The sequence below is a fragment of the Actinocatenispora comari genome, from assembly GCF_017312725.1.
GTDB classification, from domain to species: domain Bacteria; phylum Actinomycetota; class Actinomycetes; order Mycobacteriales; family Micromonosporaceae; genus Actinocatenispora; species Actinocatenispora comari.
In genome coordinates, this window is sequence record NZ_BOPO01000063.1 from 39,104 (window position 1) to 57,600 (window position 18,497).

18 protein-coding genes are annotated in these 18,497 nt (G+C 74.7%); 12 read left to right on the top strand and 6 right to left on the bottom strand.

Annotated elements, in window-relative coordinates:
• Positions 1-104: 104 nt before the first annotated feature.
• The 4 genes from NUM_RS18085 to NUM_RS18100 are packed head-to-tail and all read left to right on the top strand — an operon-like array spanning position 105 to position 2,856.
• On the top strand, positions 105-692 hold the full coding sequence (locus tag NUM_RS18085; protein WP_207126058.1) for a biotin transporter BioY: 588 nt from the start codon (positions 105-107) through the stop codon (positions 690-692).
• A complete protein-coding gene (locus NUM_RS18090) occupies positions 689-1,363 on the top strand; it encodes a hypothetical protein (protein WP_207126059.1) in 675 nt (224 codons plus the stop codon). Before NUM_RS18085 ends, NUM_RS18090 begins: the two co-directional genes overlap by 4 nt.
• Before the next feature lie 54 nt (positions 1,364-1,417).
• Positions 1,418-1,648 carry a DUF2630 family protein gene (locus NUM_RS18095; RefSeq protein ID WP_203965495.1) on the top strand — a complete coding sequence of 77 codons (231 nt, stop codon included), beginning with the start codon at positions 1,418-1,420 and terminating at the stop codon, positions 1,646-1,648.
• Positions 1,649-1,680: 32 nt separating this feature from the next.
• Positions 1,681-2,856: a cysteine desulfurase family protein gene (locus NUM_RS18100; RefSeq protein WP_207126060.1), complete on the top strand. Its 1,176-nt coding sequence runs from the start codon at positions 1,681-1,683 to the stop codon at positions 2,854-2,856.
• A 24-nt stretch (positions 2,857-2,880) separates the two neighbouring features.
• Here NUM_RS18100 and NUM_RS18105 read toward each other — a convergent pair whose 3' ends face one another.
• Positions 2,881-3,246 carry a hypothetical protein gene (locus NUM_RS18105; protein ID WP_207126061.1) on the bottom strand — a complete coding sequence of 122 codons (366 nt, stop codon included), beginning with the start codon at positions 3,244-3,246 and terminating at the stop codon, positions 2,881-2,883.
• Between the two features lie 78 nt (positions 3,247-3,324).
• Here NUM_RS18105 and NUM_RS18110 point away from each other — a divergent pair, with 78 nt between their 5' ends.
• On the top strand, positions 3,325-3,735 hold the full coding sequence (locus NUM_RS18110) for a heavy metal-binding domain-containing protein (RefSeq protein ID WP_207126062.1): 411 nt from the start codon (positions 3,325-3,327) through the stop codon (positions 3,733-3,735).
• Positions 3,736-3,787: 52 nt separating this feature from the next.
• Positions 3,788-4,861 (top strand): tRNA 2-thiouridine(34) synthase MnmA, encoded by a 1,074-nt coding sequence (gene mnmA / locus NUM_RS18115; RefSeq protein ID WP_207126063.1) that lies wholly within the window; start codon positions 3,788-3,790, stop codon positions 4,859-4,861.
• A 41-nt stretch (positions 4,862-4,902) separates the two neighbouring features.
• Here mnmA and NUM_RS18120 read toward each other — a convergent pair whose 3' ends face one another.
• Complete coding sequence (locus tag NUM_RS18120; RefSeq protein ID WP_207126064.1) at positions 4,903-5,778, bottom strand: LysR family transcriptional regulator; 876 nt, start codon at positions 5,776-5,778, stop codon at positions 4,903-4,905.
• Positions 5,779-5,910: 132 nt separating this feature from the next.
• Here NUM_RS18120 and NUM_RS18125 point away from each other — a divergent pair, with 132 nt between their 5' ends.
• Entirely contained in the window at positions 5,911-7,116 is a 1,206-nt protein-coding gene (locus tag NUM_RS18125; protein WP_207126065.1) for an MFS transporter, read from the top strand.
• Positions 7,117-7,274: 158 nt separating this feature from the next.
• Here NUM_RS18125 and NUM_RS18130 read toward each other — a convergent pair whose 3' ends face one another.
• Entirely contained in the window at positions 7,275-8,141 is an 867-nt protein-coding gene (locus tag NUM_RS18130; RefSeq protein WP_207126098.1) for an oxidoreductase, read from the bottom strand.
• A 159-nt stretch (positions 8,142-8,300) separates the two neighbouring features.
• On the opposite strand from NUM_RS18130, the gene NUM_RS18135 reads away from it, so the two are divergent.
• Positions 8,301-9,089, top strand: coding sequence for a GNAT family N-acetyltransferase (locus NUM_RS18135; RefSeq protein ID WP_207126066.1), 789 nt, complete (start codon positions 8,301-8,303; stop codon positions 9,087-9,089).
• Between the two features lie 76 nt (positions 9,090-9,165).
• Here the strand turns inward: NUM_RS18135 and NUM_RS18140 are convergent, their stop codons facing one another.
• From NUM_RS18140 to NUM_RS18150, 3 genes are all read right to left on the bottom strand, one after another.
• A complete protein-coding gene (locus NUM_RS18140) occupies positions 9,166-9,501 on the bottom strand; it encodes a VOC family protein (protein ID WP_207126067.1) in 336 nt (111 codons plus the stop codon).
• A gap of 42 nt (positions 9,502-9,543) precedes the next feature.
• Positions 9,544-10,527 carry a zinc-binding dehydrogenase gene (locus NUM_RS18145; protein ID WP_207126068.1) on the bottom strand — a complete coding sequence of 328 codons (984 nt, stop codon included), beginning with the start codon at positions 10,525-10,527 and terminating at the stop codon, positions 9,544-9,546.
• Between the two features lie 84 nt (positions 10,528-10,611).
• Complete coding sequence (locus NUM_RS18150) at positions 10,612-12,135, bottom strand: NADP-dependent succinic semialdehyde dehydrogenase (RefSeq protein ID WP_263975132.1); 1,524 nt, start codon at positions 12,133-12,135, stop codon at positions 10,612-10,614.
• On the opposite strand from NUM_RS18150, the gene NUM_RS18155 reads away from it, so the two are divergent.
• The 4 genes from NUM_RS18155 (at position 12,095) to NUM_RS18170 (ending at position 18,467) form a co-directional block, all read left to right on the top strand.
• Positions 12,095-13,111, top strand: coding sequence for a uroporphyrinogen decarboxylase/cobalamine-independent methonine synthase family protein (locus tag NUM_RS18155; protein WP_207126070.1), 1,017 nt, complete (start codon positions 12,095-12,097; stop codon positions 13,109-13,111). The two genes, NUM_RS18150 and NUM_RS18155, sit on opposite strands and share 41 nt — an antisense overlap.
• Before the next feature lie 142 nt (positions 13,112-13,253).
• Positions 13,254-13,805 (top strand): ferritin, encoded by a 552-nt coding sequence (locus NUM_RS18160; RefSeq protein WP_207126071.1) that lies wholly within the window; start codon positions 13,254-13,256, stop codon positions 13,803-13,805.
• A 167-nt stretch (positions 13,806-13,972) separates the two neighbouring features.
• Positions 13,973-16,150 (top strand): NAD-dependent DNA ligase LigA, encoded by a 2,178-nt coding sequence (gene ligA / locus NUM_RS18165; RefSeq protein WP_225918663.1) that lies wholly within the window; start codon positions 13,973-13,975, stop codon positions 16,148-16,150.
• A gap of 247 nt (positions 16,151-16,397) precedes the next feature.
• Positions 16,398-18,467, top strand: coding sequence for a putative bifunctional diguanylate cyclase/phosphodiesterase (locus NUM_RS18170; RefSeq protein WP_207126072.1), 2,070 nt, complete (start codon positions 16,398-16,400; stop codon positions 18,465-18,467).
• The last annotated feature ends 30 nt before the right edge of the window (positions 18,468-18,497 follow it).

The following is an 18,497-nucleotide window of genomic DNA, read 5'->3' on the forward strand; positions in this document are numbered from 1 at the left end:
GGTGCCGGGAGAGCCGGTACCCGGCGGGAAAGCCGACAGGTACGGCGATCGCGGTGTCCTAGGCTGTTCGCGGTTGACTTCACGTGCACCCCCTGGAGGAAGTTGTGTCCACTAGCCCGGTCGTGCTGCGTCGGCAGGTGCTCGCCGACCTGATCCCCGGTTCCGTCGCCCGCAACGCGCTGCTGGTCGCCGGCGGTGCCGCGCTGACCGGGCTGGCCGCCCAGCTGTCGGTGCCGATCGAGCCGCTGTCCCCGGTGCCGGTGACCGGCCAGACCTTCGCGGTACTGCTGGTCGCGGCGGCGCTGGGCCCGTGGCGGGCGCTCGCCTCGATGGCGCTGTACCTCGCGGTCGGGATGGCGGGCGTGCCGTGGTTCGCCGGCGGCACCTCCGGCGCGGGCGGTGCGTCGTTCGGCTACATCCTGGGCTATCTCGCGGCCGGGCTGCTGGTGGGCGAGCTGGCCCGCCGCGCCGGTGACCGGACCCCGCTGCGCACCGTCGGCACGATGCTGCTGGGCAACGCGGTGATCTACGCGTTCGGGGTGTCCTGGCTGGTCGGCATCGTCGGCATGACGGTGCCCGCGGCGCTGGTCGCCGGCGTGCTGCCGTTCCTGATCGGCGACGCGATCAAGGTCGCGCTGGCGGCCGGGGTGCTGCCCGGGGCCTGGGCGCTGGTGCGCCGTTTCGGCAAGTGACCGACGCTCCGGTCGAGGGCGTGCCCGTACCCGGTGCGGGCACGCCGGTCGACCTCGACGTGGACAACTGGGACCCGTGGACGCCCGAGCAGCTCGCGCAGCGGCTGGCCGGCGTCGACGCCCCGTGGTGGGTGTGCGGCGGCTGGGCGATCGAGCTGTTCCACCGCGACGCCGGTACCGGCCCGCTGCGCGACCACGAGGACCTCGAGTTCGGCATCTGCCGGCCGGACTTCCCGGCGTTCCGGGCCGCGCTGCTCGCCGGCGGCGGGCTCACCCAGTACGCGGCCGGGAACGGGAAGCTGTGGCCGCTGCCGGCCCACGAGCTGCCGCCGCCGCAGATCACCCAGGTGTGGACCGCGACCGCGGCCGACGACGTGTTCCGTACCGACCTGTTCCTCGATCCGGGCAGTCGCGATCAGTGGGTGTGCAAGCGGGACGATCGGCTCGTCCGGCCGCTCGCCGACACGATCGCGCGGTCCGCGTCCGGCGTGCCGTACCAGCGGCCCGAGGTGGTGCTGCTGATGAAGGCCAAGCACGCCCGGGACAAGGACGTGGCCGACCTCACCGCCACCCTGCCGCTGCTGTCGCCGGCGCAGCGCGACTGGCTGGCCGGCGCGCTGCGGCGCCTCCACCCCGGCCACGCCTGGATCGACCGCGTCGCGGCAGCCTGACGCCCGGTTTCCCGGTACCGTCGAGCCACGGTGAACAGAACTGGGGTGGATGCGGTGAACGACAAGGACGTACTGGGGCAGATCCACGACCTGGTGGCCGAGGAGCACCGGCTGCGCGACGCCGGCGGCAGCGACGAGGAGCGGGCCCGGCTGGCCGCCGTCGAGCAGCAGCTCGACCAGTGCTGGGACCTGCTGCGCCGCCGCCGGGCCCGGGAGGACGCCGGCCAGGACCCGACCGCGGAGCGGGTGCGGCCCAGCTCCGAGGTCGAGTCCTACCTGCAATAGGCGGGCCCGGCCCGGGCCAATAAGCTGGGCGCATGGCGTATCTGGACCATGCGGCCACCACGCCGGTGCTGCCGGCGGCGCTGGACGCGTACGTGCGGGCCGCCGGTCGGTTCGGCAACGCCTCCTCGCTGCACGCCTCCGGCCGCGCCGCCCGCCGGGTGGTCGAGGAGTCGCGCGAGCAGATCGCCGAGCGGCTCGGTGCCCGACCCAGCGAGGTGGTGTTCACCTCCGGCGGCACCGAGAGCGACAACCTGGCGGTGAAGGGCATCACCTGGTCGAGGCGCGCCGCCGACCCTGCCCGGGACGTCCTGCTGGTCGGCGCGGCGGAACACCACGCGGTGCTGGACGCGGCGCACTTCCTGGCCGACCACCAGGGCGTCACGGTGGTCCCGGTGCCGGTCGACGCGGCCGGCCGGGTGACACCGGACGCGCTCGCCGCGGTGCTCGCCGCGCACCGCGACCGGGCCGCACTGGTCAGCACCATGTGGGCGAACAACGAGGTCGGCACCGTCACGCCGATCGCCGAGCTGGCCGCCGTCGCCGCCGAGGCCGGGGTGCCGCTGCACACCGACGCGGTGCAGGCGCTCGGCGCGGTCCCGGTCGACTTCGGCGCCTCCGGTGCCGCGGCGATGACCGTCACCGGGCACAAGATCGGTGGACCGGTCGGCGTCGGCGCGCTGCTGCTGCGTACCGACGTGGCGTGCACGCCGGTGCTGCACGGCGGCGGCCAGGAACGCGACGTGCGGTCCGGCACCCTCGACGTGGCCGGCGTGGCCGCTCTCGCCACCGCCGTCGACGACGCCGTGTCCCGGCAGCAGGACGAGGCGCGGCGGCTCGCCGCGCTGCGCGACGACCTGGTCGCCCGGGTCCGAGCCGCGGTGCCGGACGCGGTGCTCAACGGCGACCCGGTCGACCGGCTGCCCGGCAACGCGCACTTCTCGTTCCCCGGCTGCGAGGGCGACGCGCTGCTGATGCTGCTGGACGCGGCCGGCGTCGAGTGCTCCACCGGCTCGGCCTGCTCGGCCGGGGTGGCGCAGCCGAGCCACGTGCTGCTCGCGATGGGCGCCGACGGCGACCGGGCGCGCAGCTCGCTGCGGTTCTCGCTGGGCCACACCTCGACCGCCGCCGACGTGACCGCGCTGCTCGACGCGCTGCCGGCCGCGGTGGACCGGGCCCGCCGCGCCACCGCGGTCTCCCGCCGCCGCTGAGCCTCGCCCGGGATCGGAGCGCGGTCAGCGCGTCCGGCCGGCCGGTCCGCGCCCGGCCGGGCCGCTCGGCTGGTCGTCCGGTTCGGGCGGTGCGGTGCCGGCGCGCAGCAGCCGCCGGATCGTCTGTACCGCGACGACGATCAGCAGCACCGCGCCGACCACGCCGGCGATGCCGGTGGCGAGGAATCCCGGTCCGTGCAGCGGGATGCGCCGGATCCCGTTCGGCGTGTGCAGCTCGCACGCGCCGTCGTTGATGCTGGCCGGGAAGACGCCGTTCTCGAGGCAGTCGTACGCGGTCTTCGCCTCGTGCGCGCCCCACGCCAGCAACCCGAAACTCGCCACGCACAGCGCCGCCAGCACCAGCACCGGCCACCACGAAAGCCGCTTCATCGCACCCATCCTCGCATCGCGGCCGCACGGGCGCCGGGCGGAGCCGGCCGGTTGCCCGGGTCGGCCACCATCGCGGCCATGCTGATCGTCACCACCAACGACATCCCGGGGTACCGGATCAGGCTGGTACTGGGCGAGGCGTTCGGGATCACCGTCCGGTCGCTCGGCTTCGGCGGCGGGTTCTCCTCGCTCGGCGGCGGGGAGGTGTCCGCGGCGACCAGGCTGGTGATCCAGTGCCGCAACGAGGCGATGGGCCGGCTGGTCGCCGAGGCGTGGAACCGGGGCGCCAACGCGATCGTCGGGATGCGGTTCGACACCGGCGCGCTGACCGCCGGCGTCAACGAGGTGTGTGCGTACGGCACGGCGGTTTGGGTGGATCCGGTGACCGACGACGCGCAGGCGCAGTACGCGCAGTTGGTCGCGGCCGGGCGGATCCCGCAGGTACGGCCGGTCGAACCACCGCTGCCCGGCCATCCGGCGGCGCGTTAGGCTCGCCGTTGCGGATCGACGGCGGTCCACGCGGTGCTGGGGGATGTGGGTCATGAGGGTGTTGGCGGCGATGTCGGGCGGGGTCGACTCGGCGGTGGCGGCCGCGCGCGCGGTCGACGCCGGGCACGACGTGACCGGCGTGCACCTGGCGCTGTCGGCGAACCCGCAGGCCTACCGCACCGGCGCCCGCGGCTGCTGCACCCTGGAGGACTCCCGGGACGCGCGCCGCGCCGCCGACGTGCTGGGCATCCCGTTCTACGTGTGGGACATGGCCGAGGAGTTCCGCGAGGACGTGGTCGCCGACTTCCTCGCCGAGTACGCGGCCGGTCGCACCCCGAACCCGTGCCTGCGCTGCAACGAGAAGATCAAGTTCGCCGCGGTGCTGGACCGGGCCCGCGCGCTGGGCTTCGACGCCGTGGTCACCGGCCACCACGCCCGGCTGGCGGACGGGGTGCTGCGCCGCTCGGTCGACCAGGCCAAGGACCAGTCGTACGTGCTGGCCGTGCTGCGGCCCGACCAGCTGGCCGGCGCGGTCTTCCCGCTCGGCGACTCGACCAAGGCGCAGGTACGGGCCGAGGCGGCGCGGCGCGGTCTCGCCGTCGCCGACAAGCCGGACAGCCACGACATCTGCTTCATCGCCGACGGCGACACCCGCGGCTTCCTGCACCGCGAGCTGGGCAGCGCGCCGGGCGACATCGTCGACGCGGACACCGGCGAGGTGCTCGGCAGCCACGACGGGGCGTACGCGTACACGGTGGGGCAGCGGCGCGGGCTCAACCTGACCCGCCCGGCGCCCGACGGAGCGCCCCGGTACGTGCTGTCCATCACGCCGGTGCAGAACACGGTGACGGTGGGCCGGCGCGAGGCGCTCGCCGTCGACACCGTCACCGCGGAGCGTCCGGTGTGGACGGTGCCGCCGCCGGCCAGCCCGTTCGACTGCCAGGTGCAACTGCGCGCGCACGGCGAGGTGTACGACGCGAGGGTGACGCACGACGCCGCCGGGCTCACCGCGACGCTGCGGGCGCCGGCCAGCGGGGTCGCGCCGGGCCAGGCGATCGTGGTGTACCGCCGCGACCCGGCCGGCGACGTGGTGCTCGGCTCGGCGACGATCGCCGCCGCCGCCTGATCCACGCCGGCCCGGCCCCGACGACCGCTGCCGCGTCGCGGTCAGCCTGCCGTCGCGTTCGGGAGCAGGGCGAGCAGGGCGGTGGCGGCCGGCGGCGGGGTGCGGTCGGCGGCGACCACCGCGAGCAGCTCGCGCGGGATCGGCGGGTCGGTGCGCAGCCCGACCATCCGGTCGGTGCCGCGCACGGTCAGCGGCGGCAACAGCGACACACCCAGCCCGTGCGCGACCAGTTCGACCAGGTGCGCGATGGTGTCGACCTCGCAGCAGACCCGGCGGGTCAGCCCGTGCCGGGCGCAGACCTCGTCGATGCGGCGGCGCAGCGACGAGTCCGGCCGGTACTCGACGAAGTCGCGGTCGCCGAGCGCGTCGAGCGCGACGGTGCCGGCCGCCGCGAGCGGGTCGGCGGCGGCGACCGCGAGCACCAGATCCTCGGCTCCGAGCGGGATCTCGCGCAGGCCGCGCGGGTCGATCGGCCGGTCCACGAACGCGACGTCCAGCTCGCCGGCGGCGGTGGCCCGGGCCAGCCCGGACGCGCTGGAGTTGGTCAGCCGCAGCGCCACCCCGGGGTGCCGGCGGTGGAACTCGGTCAGCAGCGCCGGCAGGTCGATGCCGCCGAGCGTCTGCAGCACGCCGACCGACAGCCGGCCGCGCAGCACCCCGCGCACCCCGGCGACCGCGTCCCGGCCGTCCGCGGCGGCGGCGAGTGCCTGCCGGGCCGCGGGGAGCAGCGCCGCGCCGGCGGCGGTGAGCCGGACCCGCCGGCTGGTGCGGACGAACAGGTCGGTGCCGAGCTCGCGCTCCAGCGCCCGGATCGAGCCGGACAGGCTGGACTGCACCACGTGCACCCGCCGCGCCGCCCGGGTGAAGTGCAGCTCCTCCGCGACGGCGACGAAGTGGTCGAGTTGCCGCAGCTCCATTGATCGATGGTACCGATCGACAGGATCGAAACAATCCGTTGGAGGGATCGGTGACGGGTTGGCAGGCTGGGGAGGACGGCGTCCGGCGGAACGGGCCGAGGACGAACCGGTGGAAGGGGCACGATGGGGGTCATGACGGAGCAGCGGACGGCCCGGCGGGGCGCGGCGGTCGGCTTCGCGTTCGTCGCGTACGCGTTCGGCGTCACCATGGTCGGCACCACCCTGCCGACCCCGCTGTACGCGATCTACCAGCACGAGTACGGCTTCGGCAGCCTGCTGACCACGGTGATCTACGCGGTGTACGCGGCCGGCGTGATCGCCGCGCTGCTGCTGTTCGGCCGGGCCTCCGACGCGTACGGGCGGCGCCGGGTGCTGCTCGTCGGCCTCGCCGCGTCGGCTGCCTCGGCGCTGGTGTTCCTGTCCGACGCCGGGTTGGCCGCGCTTTTCGTCGGTCGGGTGCTGTCCGGCCTGTCCGCCGGGATCTTCACCACCACCGCGACCGTCACCCTGGTCGACCTGGCGCCGGCCGCCCGGCAGCGGACCGCGGCGCTGGTCGCCACCACGGTCAACATGCTCGGCCTCGGCTGCGGCCCGCTGCTCGCCGGGGTCCTCGCCCAGTGGGCGCCGCTGCCGCTGCGACTGCCGTTCCTGGCCAACCTGGTACTCCTGGTGCCGGCGGCGATCGGCGTGCTGCGCGCTCCCGAACCGGTGGCGGTCCGGCCGGGCGCCCGGCTGAGCGTGCAGCGGCCGTCGGTGGCGGCCCCGGCGCGGGCGGTGTTCGTCCCGGCGTCGGTGGCGGTGTTCGCCGCGTTCGCCGTGTTCGGGCTGCTCACCTCGATCGAACCCGGCTTCCTCGCCACCGTGTTGGGGCTCGACTCGCGGGCGCTGGCCGGGCTGGTGGTGTTCACCATGTTCGCCGGCTCGGCGCTCGGCCAGGTCGGGCTGGCCCGGGTACCCAGCCGGGTCGCGTTGCCGGTCGGCTGCCTGGTGCTGGTGGCCGGGCTGGCCGGGATCGCCGGCGGCCTGCTCGGCCGGTCGGTCGCGGCGCTGATCGCCGGTACCGTCGTGATCGGCGTCGGGCAGGCGCTCAGCTTCCGGTCCGGGATGGCGGCGATCACCGCGGCGAGCCCGGAGGCGGAGCGCGCCGCCACCGTCTCCAGCTTCTTCGTCGTCGCCTACGTCGGCATCTCGCTGCCGGTCGTCGCGGTCGGGGTGGCGGCGAACCTGTGGGGCCTGCGTACCGCCGGGATCGCGTTCACCGCCGCCGTCGCCGTCGTCGCGCTCGGTGCCCTGCTCGCGGTGCTGCGCCTGGACCGCCGCCGGCCGGGACCCGCCTGACCGCCGCCCGCCGCCGGAACCACCGTCCGGTGCCTGGGCCACCGCCGGCCGGACCGGCCCGACCGCCGTCCGGCGCCTGCCCGCCGTCCGGCGCCAGACCGCGGCCGGCCGCGGCGACCGTGCCGGGCGGTACCCGGGCGCGGCGGCCGGGGTGGCGGTCAGGCGCCGATGGCGTCGAGGTCGGCGCGGGCGTCGGCGGGCAGGTCCAGGCCGGCGCCGGCGATGTTCTCCCGCAGGTGGGCGACGTTCGAGGTACCGGGGATCAGCAGGATGTTGGGTGAGCGCTGCAGCAGCCAGGCCAGCGCGACCGCCATCGGGGTGGTGTCCAGCCGCTTCGCGACCGCCTCCAGCGCCTCGGACTGCAGCGGCGAGAACCCGCCGAGCGGGAAGTACGGCACGAACGCGATGCCGTCCGCCGCGGTCGCCGCGACCAGCCCGTCGTCGTCGCGCTGGGCGATGTTGTACCTGTTCTGCACGGTCACCACCGGCGCGATGGCCCGCGCCTGCGCGAGTTGCTCGGCCGTCACGTTGCTGACGCCCAGGTGGCGGATCAGGCCCTCGGCGCGCAACTGCGCCAGCGCCTCGAACTGCTCGGCCAGCGAACCGGGCTCGGGCGAGTGCACGCCGCCGACCCGCAGGTTGACCACGTCGAGCACGTCCAGGCCGAGGTGTTCGAGGTTCTCGTACACCTGCTCGCGCAGCTGCCGCGGGCTGCGGGCCGGTGGCCAGCCGCCCCGCTCGTCGCGCCGGGCCCCGACCTTCGTGACGATGTGCAGGTCGTCCGGGTACGGCGCGAGCGCCTCGCGGATCAGCTCGTTCGTCACGTACGGACCGTAGAAGTCGGCGGTGTCGAGGTGGTTGATGCCGGCGTCGACCGCGGCCCGCAGTACCGCGATCGCGCCGTCCCGGTCCGCCGGCGGCCCGAACACGCCGGGGCCGGCGAGCTGCATCGCGCCGTACCCGACCCGGGTGAGGTCGAGGTCGCCGACGCGGTAGGTGCCGCCGGGAAGCTGCTTCGCTGTCATGATCGCCTTTCCCGCCGCGGCGCTCACCGCGGCTGCCTTCACCGTCCGCCGGGGCGGGGGCCCCGACCAGGCTCCGGTTCTCCTGGGACCGGGAGGACCAGGCTGGCGAGAGCCGAATCACGCTGGCGCGCCGCGGCCGCTGCCGTGACGATGGTCCGCGTGCAGATACGCAGGTTGATCCCGGCCGACGTGCCGGCCTGTCAGGAGCTGTCGGCCGACCGTGGCTGGCTGCGCGAGGACCGACGCTGGGCGCTGCTGATCGAGCTGGCCGAGGTGTACGGGATCGACGCCCCGGACGGTGGTCTCGCCGGTGCGGTGACGCTGACCCGGTACGACACGCACGCCGCGATCGGCATGATGCTCGTCGCCGCCCGGTACGAGCGGCAGGGGCTCGGGCGGGCCCTGATGTCGCACGTGCTGGCCGCGGCCGGCGGTCCGGTCTGCCTGCGCGCCACCGACAACGGCCGCCCGCTGTACGAGAAGCTCGGGTTCGGCGCCGACGGCAGCTCGGTGACCTACCTCGGCACGCTGTCCGGCGACCGACCGGACCTGCCGCCGACCCGGCCGGCCGACCGGACGGATCTGCCGGAGATCCTGCGGCTGGACGCCGACGCGTTCGGCGCCGACCGGTCCCGGCTGCTGCGCCGGCTGGTCGACCTCGGCCGGCTCCGGCTCGCCGCCGGCGGGTACGGCGCGAGCTGGCGCAACGGCGCGTACAGCCTGCTCGGCCCGGTGGTGGCGGACGACGTGGCGACCGCGATCGCGCTGTGCACCGATCTGGCGGACGGGCCGGTCCGGCTGGACATCGCGTCGTACCAGCCGGAGTTCGAGGCGTGGGCGGCCGACCGGCTGTCCCGCGGCGAGCGGGTCAGCCTGATGTCGACCGGCGGCACCCCACCCGGCGACGTCAAGCGCCTGTTCACCCCGTTCACGGTCGCCACCGACTAGAGCTGTCCCGACGACCAGCGCTGTCCCGACGATCGGGGCTGTCCCGACGTCCCGCGGACGCGAGACGGGCCCCCGGTCACTCCACGCAGAACTCGTTGCCCTCCGGATCGCGCAGGACGGTGAGCTCGGCGCCGGGCCGGACCACGGTGGCGCCGAGCGCGACCAGCCGGGCCACCTCGGCGTCGATCGGGCCGTGCGCCCGCAGGTCGAAGTGCAGCCGGTTCTTCGCCGTCCTGGGCTCCGGCACCCGGACGAACCACAGGTTCGGCCCGCCCCAGCCGGCGGCCTCCACGTACGCCCGGTCGGCGGTGGCGTCCTCGTCCACGTTCGAGCCGAGCGCCGCGGCCCAGAACGCGCCGAGCGCCAGCGGATCCGCGCAGTCGAACGTGACGTTCTTGATGTAGGCGATCATCCGGCGACGGTAGGCGGTCGGGCCGCCGGCGGCGAGCGGGTTTCAGCAGCGCAGTACGACCTTGCCGGTGGCCCGATTGGCCTCCATGTACCGGTGCGCGGCGGCGACCTCGTCGAGCTCGAACACCCGGTCCACCACCGGCCGGTACCGGCCCGCCTCGACGTCGGACACGATGCGCCGCAACGCATCCGCGCCGGCCCGGCCGGCCAGGTCCTGCGAGCCGAACGCGGTCAGCTTGGTACCCGACGGGATCGAGCCGACCGGCTCGAAGTCCGGCACCAGCCACTCGCCGCTGAGCAGGCCGGTCATGCACACCGTGCCGCCGCGCCGCACCAGGTGCAGCGAGTCGAGCATCGTCGGTGCCCCGACCAGGTCCAGCACCAGGTGCGGCCCGGCGGGCAGGATCCGGCGTACCGCGGCGGCCAGGTCACCGTCGTCGAGCACCACGTGGTCGGCGCCGTTGGCGGCCAGCCGCGCCACCTTCTGCGGGTTGCGGGTGGTGGTGAGCGTGGTCAGGCCGCGCTCGCGGGCGAGCGACACGGCGGCCAAGCCCAGCGCCGACGACCCACCGCGGACCAGCAGGGTCTCGCCGCTGCCGGCGCCGAGCGCGGTGAGCGAGCCGTACGCGGTCAGGAACGTCTCGGGCAGCGCGCCGAGCGTCGGCCAGTCCAGCGCGGTGTCCAGCCGCATCAGCAGCCGGTCCGGCAGCAGCGCGTACTGCGCGTACCCGCCGTCGAACGCGCGGCCCATGCCTCCCATCACCGCGGCGACGGTCGCGCCGGTCGGCAGCAGCGGGTCGAGCGACTCGGCGACCGTACCGACGCACTCGATGCCCAGCACCCGGGGTGGCTCGACGCCGGGGGAGTGGCCCTGCCGGGTCATCAGCTCGGACCGGTTCAGCCCGGCGGCGTGCACCCGGACCAGCGTCCACCCGTCCCGGGCGGCCGGCCGCGGCACGCTTCGTACCTCGATCGTCTCCGGCCCGCCCGGTCCGGTCCAGACCGCCGCCCGCATCGTCTCGCCCATCGCGCACTCCCGCGTCCGTCACCGCTGCCGACCATGATCGACCCGGCTGCCCGCCGGTGTTTCACCGCCCACCGCGTGCTGCGGTCAGCCGAGCCAGACCGACTTGACGTTGCAGAACTCGCGGATGCCGTGCGCCGCCAGCTCCCGGCCGTACCCGGAGCGCTTGATCCCGCCGAACGGCAGCTCCGGGTACGAGGTGACCATGCCGTTGACGAACACCGCGCCGGCGGCGAGCTCGTCGACGAACCGGTCCGCCTCGTTCGGGTCGGCGGTCCACGCGTTCGCGCCGAGGCCGAACCCGGTGTCGTTGGCGATCCGGATCGCGTCGTCGATGTCGCTGGCCCGGTACAGCCCGGCGACCGGCCCGAACACCTCCTCGCCGTACATCTTCATGCCGGGCGTGAGGTCACCGACCACGGTCGGCGGGTAGTACCAGCCCTTGCGGTCCGGACTGACCCCGCCGGTGAGCACCGTCGCGCCGCGGCCGACGGCGTCGGCGACCAGCTCCTCCACGTCGTCGCGGCCGGCCTCGGTGGCGAGCGGGCCGACGTCGGTCACCTCGTCGGTCGGGTCGCCCATCCGCAGTTCCTTCATCCGGGTCACGAACCGGGCCGAGAACTCGTCGAACACGTCGGTGTGCACGATGAACCGCTTCGCCGCGATGCAGGACTGGCCGTTGTTCTGCACCCGGGCGGTGACCCCGACCCGCGCCGCGCGGTCCAGGTCGGCCGACGGCATCACCACGAACGCGTCCGACCCGCCCAGCTCCAGTACCGTCTTCTTCACCTCGTCGCCGGCGATCGAGGCCACCGAGCGGCCGGCCGGTTCGCTGCCGGTGAGCGTCGCCGCCGCGACGCGCGGGTCCCGCAACACCTGCTCGACCTGGCCGGAGCCGATCAGCAGGGTCTGGAAGCAGCCGGCCGGGAACCCGGCGCGTTCGAACAGCTCGCCCAGGTACAGCGCGGTCTGCGGCACGTTGGAGGCGTGCTTGAGCAGCCCGACGTTGCCGGCCATCAGCGCCGGTGCGGCGAACCGCACCACCTGCCACAGCGGGAAGTTCCACGGCATCACCGCGAGCACCACGCCCAGCGGCTGGTAGCGGGCGTACGCGCGGTGGGCGCCGACCGCGCTCGGGTCCGCCGGTTCGTCGGCGAGGAACTCCGCCGCCCGGTCGGCGTAGAACCGCATCGCCCGGGCGCACTTGCCGACCTCGGCCTGCGCCTGCCGCAGCGGCTTGCCCATCTCGGTGGTCATGGTGACCGCGGTCCGGTCGGTCTCGGCGTCCAGCAGGTCCGCCGCCGCCCGCAGCCACTCGCCCCGCTGGCCGTAGCTGGTGTGCCGATAGTCCGCGAACGTCTCGTACGCCCGCCTGATGCGCGCCGTGACCTCGTCGTCCGGGTACGGCTCGAAGGTGCGCAGGGTCTCGCCCGTCGCCGGGTTCACCGTCGCGATCGCCATGCCGACAGCCTCGCCCCGCCGCCACGGCGCCGTGGCGGGTTTCGGCGATCCCACCCCGGCACGGGTACGCCGTGGCCGGCCGGCCCGCGTGGCCAAGTAGCCTGCCGTCGTGAGCGAACAGGGGTACCCGTGGCCGGCGGGCGCGGCCACCGGGGTCGGGTCGCTGCCCGGTACCGATCCGGGCGAGGCGTTGCGGGTGGTCTTCGGCGAACTGCCCGACCTGCCGTACCTGCCGGAGCTGCCCGACCGCGGCCCCGGCGCCGAGCTGCTCGGCCGTACCGCCGGGCTGCTCGCGGAGCTGCCGGTCGAGCTGTACGCGGCCCGCTGGCGCATCGCCGCCCGCCCCGGCCGCGACCTGCGGCGCACCCGGGACCTGCTGGAACGCGACCTCGACCAGCTGGTCGAGGTGGCCGAGGGCTACACCGGCACGCTCAAGGTCGCCGTCGGCGGCCCGTACACCCTCGCAGCCGGGCTGGAGCTGCCGTCCGGCGGCGCGGTGCTGCGCGACGCGGGTGCGCTGCGGGACCTGACCGCCTCGCTGGCCGAGGGCGTCGCCGCGCACGTCGCCGACGTCGCCGCCCGGGTACCGGGGGCCCGGGTGCTGGTGCAGGTGGACGAGCCGTCGCTGCCGGCGGTGCTCGCCGGCCGGGTGCGCACCGCGAGCGGGTTCGGCACGTACCGGCCGGTGGACGGGCCGGACGCCACCGAGACCCTGCGCACGGTCCTGGCCGCCGCCCGGGTGCCCGCGGTGGTGCACTGCTGCGCCGCCGACGTCCCGGTCGGGCTGCTGCGCGCCGCCGGCGCCGCCGCGGTCGCCGTGGACACCGCGCTGTTGCCGTCCGACGCGGCCGGGCTGGACGCCTGGGGCGAGGCGCTGGACGCCGGCCTCGGCCTGTTCGCCGGCGCGGTGCCGGCCAGCGCGTCGCGCGGCGCGGACGCCGCGGCGGCGGACGCGGTACGCGAGTTCTGGCATCGACTCGGGCTGCCACCGGCCCGGCTGCCCGCGCAGCTGGTGCTCACCCAGGCGTGCGGGCTGGTCGGCACCGGCCCGGAGCAGGCCCGCGCGGCGCTGCGGTACGCCCGGGACGCCGCCCGCCGCATCGCCGACGAACCGGACGTCCGCTAGCCGTACCACGGTGTCGTACGTGCTGGTACGGGGGGTTTTGCCCCGTCGCCCGTCCGCTGACCCCGTGATCAACAGCGCGCACCGCGGGCGGGCCGGCGCAAACGCGGGTCGCCGTGCGGTGACGCGGAGTAGGGTGCGGCGCATGTCGGTGCCGAAGAAGCTGCCCCGCACCAAGTTCGCGCAGCTGCTGCAGACCCAGGTGCGCAACGAGTTCACCGCGGCCCAGCAGTACGTCGCGGTGGCGGTCTGGTTCGACAACCGGGACCTGCCGCGGCTGGCCGCGCACTTCTACCGGCAGGCGCTCGAGGAGCGCAACCACGCGATGATGATGATCCAGTACCTGATGGACCAGAACATGCCGGTCGCGGTGCCGGGCGTGGACGAGGTGCGCAACGACTTCGACAACGCCGAGGAGCTGATCGCGCTCGCGCTGCAGCAGGAGCGCGACGTGGCGGACGAGATCGACACGCTGATGGCCGCGGCCCGCGCCGACCACGACTACTCCGGCGAGACGTTCGTGCAGTGGTTCGTCGCCGAGCAGGTCGAGGAGATCGCCCAGATGTCGACCCTGCTCAACGTGGTGCGCCGGAGCAACGGCAACCTGTTCGACGTGGAGAACTTCCTCGCCCGGGAACGGGTCGGGGACCAGTCGGTGAGCCCGACCGCGCCCCGGGTCGCCGGCGGCACCCTCTGATCCGGTCCACCGCCGCCGGCCCGCGCGCCGCTGCGCCGGACGGTCCGCCCAGCCGGCCCGGTCACCGTCCCGGAGCGTCTCGACGGTTCTGTCGGCACCGGCCGATACCGTGATGCCGCCGGCTCCTGGCCGGCGGGATCGCGACGGATCGGGGACGGGAGACCAGCGTGAGCACCAGCGGCGACGAGCTGTCCGGCACACCGACCGCCGAGCAGGAGGCCGCGGCCGGCGCCGAGCCGACGGCGGAGGCGCGCGAGCGGCACCGCACCCTGGCCGAGCAGATCGACGACCACCAGTACCGCTACTACGTGCTCGACTCGCCGACCGCCTCCGACGCCGAGTACGACCACCTGATGCGCGACCTGGAGCGGCTGGAGGAGCAGTTCCCGGCGCTGCGCACGCCGAACTCGCCGACCCAGCGGGTCGGCGGCACCTACTCGACGCTGTTCACCGCGGTCGAGCACGTCGAGCGGATGCTCAGCCTGGACAACGCGTTCAACTCCGACGAGATCGCCGCCTGGGCCGAGCGGGTCGAGCGGGAGGCCGGCGGCGCGACGGTGTCCTACCTGTGCGAGCTGAAGGTCGACGGTCTCGCGGTCGACCTGGTCTACCGGGGCGGCCGGCTGGTGCGCGGCGCGACCCGCGGGGACGGCCGCACCGGTGAGGACATCACCCCCAACGTGCGCAGCGTCGAGGGCATCCCGCACGAGCTGGCCGCCTCCGCGGAGTTCGGCGTGCCGGCGCTGGTGGAGGTGCGCGGCGAGATCTACTTCCCGGTCGAGGGTTTCACCGAGCTCAACGCGTCGCTGGTCGAGCAGGGCAAACCGCCGTTCGCCAACCCGCGCAACGCGGCCGCCGGCAGCCTGCGGCAGAAGGACCCGCGGATCACCGCACAGCGGCCGCTGCGGCTGGTGGTGCACGGTCTCGGCGCTCGGGAGGGGTTCGAGCCGACCCGCCAGTCCGAGGCGTACGCGGCGTTGCAGGCCTGGGGACTGCCCACCTCGAAGCGGTGGCGGGTGGTCTCGTCGCTGTCCGACGTGCAGGACTACATCGACTACTACGGCGAGCACCGGCACGAGGTCGAGCACGAGATCGACGGCGTGGTGGTCAAGGTCGACGAGGTCAGCGTGCAGCGCCGGCTCGGCTCCACCAGCCGGGCGCCGCGCTGGGCCATCGCGTACAAGTACCCGCCGGAGGAGGTCAACACCAGGCTGACCGACATCCGGGTCAACGTGGGCCGCACCGGCCGGGTCACGCCGTACGCGGTGCTGGACCCGGTGCGGGTGGCCGGCTCGACCGTCGCGTTCGCCACCCTGCACAACGCCTCCGAGGTCAGGCGCAAGGGCGTGCTGATCGGCGACACGATCGTGCTGCGCAAGGCCGGCGACGTGATCCCGGAGGTGGTCGGCCCGGTCGCCGACCTGCGGCCGGCCGACGCCCGCGAGTTCGTGATGCCGACGCACTGCCCGGAGTGCGGAACCGAGCTGCGGCCGGAGAAGGAGGGCGACGCCGACATCCGCTGCCCGAACGCCCGGCGCTGCCCCGCGCAGCTGCGCGAGCGGGTGTTCCACCTGGCCGGGCGCGGCGCGTTCGACATCGAGGCGCTCGGGTACAAGGCGGCCACCGCGCTGCTGGCCGACGACGTCATCGCCGACGAGGGCGACCTGTTCGCGCTGGACGCCGACCGGCTCGCCGGCTCGGAGTTCTTCGTCAACAAGGACGGCACCCTCGGCAGCAACGCGCACCGGCTGCTGGACAACCTCGCCGAGGCGAAGACGAAACCGCTGTGGCGGGTGCTCGTCGCGCTGTCGATCCGGCACGTGGGTCCGACCGCGGCGCGGGCGCTGGCCCGCGAGTTCGCCTCGGTCGAGCGGATCGCCGGCGCCGAGCAGGAGGAGCTGGCCGCGGTCGACGGGGTGGGCCCGACGATCGCCGAGGCGGTCCGCGACTGGTTCGCCGTCGACTGGCACCGCGGGGTGGTCGACAAGTGGCGCGCCGCCGGGGTCCGGATGGCGGAGGAGCGCGCCGACGACGAGCCACGGCCGCTGGCCGGGGTGACCGTCGTGGTCACCGGGTCGCTCGCCGGGTACTCGCGGGACGAGGCGACCGAGCAGATCCAGTCCCGTGGCGGCAAGGTGACCGGCTCGGTGTCCAGGAAGACCGGCTTCGTGGTGGTCGGCGAGAACCCGGGCAGCAAGTACGACAAGGCGCTGTCGCTGAAGGTGCCGGTGCTGGACGAGGACGGCTTCGCGGTGCTGCTGACCGACGGCCCGGACGCCGCCACCGAACGCGCCCAGATCGGGCCGGAGGAGGGCGCCGCGGCGGCCGGCGGCGACGGACAGTGAGCGGATCGGCCCACGTCACTCGGAGATAACAAAACGGCCGAGTTTGTTCGCGGTTCGGCGGACACTCAGGGTTGTGCTGGCCGGCAGGTCCATACTGCGCCAGGTAGGCGTCACTGTGCCCGATCGACCTCGTTTCACACCGAGGTCGTCCAGTTGTGCGGGTCCACACGGCGCGACCTCGGCGATCGGCGACACGTGCCCCGGCGCGTCGGTCCGCCGGTGACCTTCTTCCGTCTCGGAGGGGTGGATGGAGTCGACGGCACTGCGCAACGAGCCGCCGCTGCGGCACAAGCGGGTCTTCGTCGGCTACCTCGCCGTGGTCATCGCCGCCGGGGCCGCGGTCGTCGCGCTCGGCCTGCCCGGGCTCGTCCGCGCCATCCCCGACCTGCCGGTCGACGCCTGGCTGCTGATCCTGCTGGCGGCGGTGGTGGACGCCGGCCCGTTCAGCGGACCACGGCAGCGCAGCAGCTCGGTCGGGGTGTTCCCGTCGGTGTGCTTCGGCTTCACCGTGCTGCTGCTGTGGGGCCTCGGCCCGGCCGTGCTGCTCGCCGTCGTCGCGATCATCGGATCGACCTGGCGGCTGCACGCCAAGCTGTGGCGCGCCGCGTTCAACCTCGCCCAGTACCTGCTCGCCTACGGGGCCGCCGCCCTGGTGCTGCACACCGTCCGGGACGACGTGTTCCGGGCCACCGGCTGGCACGCGGTCGCGGTGGTCGGTGCCGCCGCCGCCTGGTTCGTGGTCAGCGAGCTGATCGTGGACACCGCGGTCCGGCTCCGGTTCGGCGGCAACTGGTGGTCGACGGTGTGGGGCGGGCTGTCGTTCGAATTGCAGACCACCGGGGCGTTGCTGTTGCTGGCGCCGGTGCTGGCCGGCGCCATCAGTACCAGCCCGTGGCTGATCGCGCTGATCCTGGTGCCGCTGTTCGCGGTGTACCGCAGCGCCCGGGTCGCCGCCGAGCGCGACCGGGAGTCCCGGCACGACCCGCTGACTGGCCTGGCCAACCGCAAGGCGCTGCAGGAACGCATCGAGGACGACATCGCCCGCCGGGACGGCGACGCGCGCCCCGGCCCGCTGCTGCTGGTGCTCGACCTGGACCGGTTCAAGGAGGTCAACGACGCGCTCGGGCACGGTGTGGGGGACCGGCTGCTGGTCGAGGCGGGCCGCCGGCTGCGGGCCCGGCTGCCCGAGGACGTACTGGTCGCGCGGCTCGGCGGGGACGAGTTCGCGGTGGTGCGCACCGCGGTCGGTGACCTGGACACGGCGCACGCGTTCGCCGAGCGGGTCGCGGCCGTGCTGTCCGGGCCGGTACACCTGGACGGGATGCCGCTGGAGGTGGCCTCCTCGATCGGGGTGGCGGTGTACCCGCGGCACGGCACCGACTTCGACGAGCTGCTGCAGCACGCCGACGTCGCGATGTACGAGGCGAAGCAGCGCAACGACTCGGTCTCGGTGTACGCGCCGGAGGCCGACCACAACTCCGCCGCCCGGCTCGGCCTGCTCGGCGACCTGCGCCGCGCCCTGGAACGCCCCGACCGCCCGGAGCTCGGCGAGCTGGGCGTGTTCTACCAGCCGCAGGTGGCGATCGACTCCGGCGAGGTGGTCGGGGTCGAGGCGCTGCTGCGCTGGCGCCACCCCGAGCACGGCATGGTCGGACCGGAGGAGGTGATCCGCGCCGCCGAGCACACCGCGGTGATGCGGCTGCTGACCTACCGGGTGCTCGACGAGGTGGTGGCGCGGGTGGCGCAGTGGCAGCGCGACGGGCTGGTGCTGCGGGCCGCGGTCAACGTCAGCGTCCGCGACCTGCACACCGCCGATCTGGTCGACCACCTCGCCGGCCTGCTCGACAGGCACGACGTGGCGCCGAGCCAGATCGAACTGGAGATCACCGAGGGCGCGCTGATGGCCGACCCCCGCCGGGTGCTCGCCACGCTGCGCCGGCTGGACCGGCTCGGCATCGCGCTGTCCCTGGACGACTTCGGTACCGGCTACTCGTCGATGCTGCACCTGCGCCGGCTGCCGCTGTCCGAGGTGAAGATCGACCGGTCGTTCGTGCTGGGCATGGGCTCGGACCCGGACGACGCGGCGATCGTCCGGTCGATCATCGAGCTGGCCGGGGCGCTCGGCATGCGGGTGGTCGCCGAGGGGGTCGAGGACGAGCGCACCTGGCGCCGGCTGTCCGCGCTGGGCTGCCAGGTCGCCCAGGGCTGGTTCTACGCCCGGCCGATGCCGGCGGCCGAGCTCACCAGCTGGCTGGCCCGCTACCGCCCACCGCGCGTCCGCCAGTCCACCGACACCCCCGACCCTGCCCACACCTGAGCCGGGTACCGGCCGCGGCGGGCGCCGCGC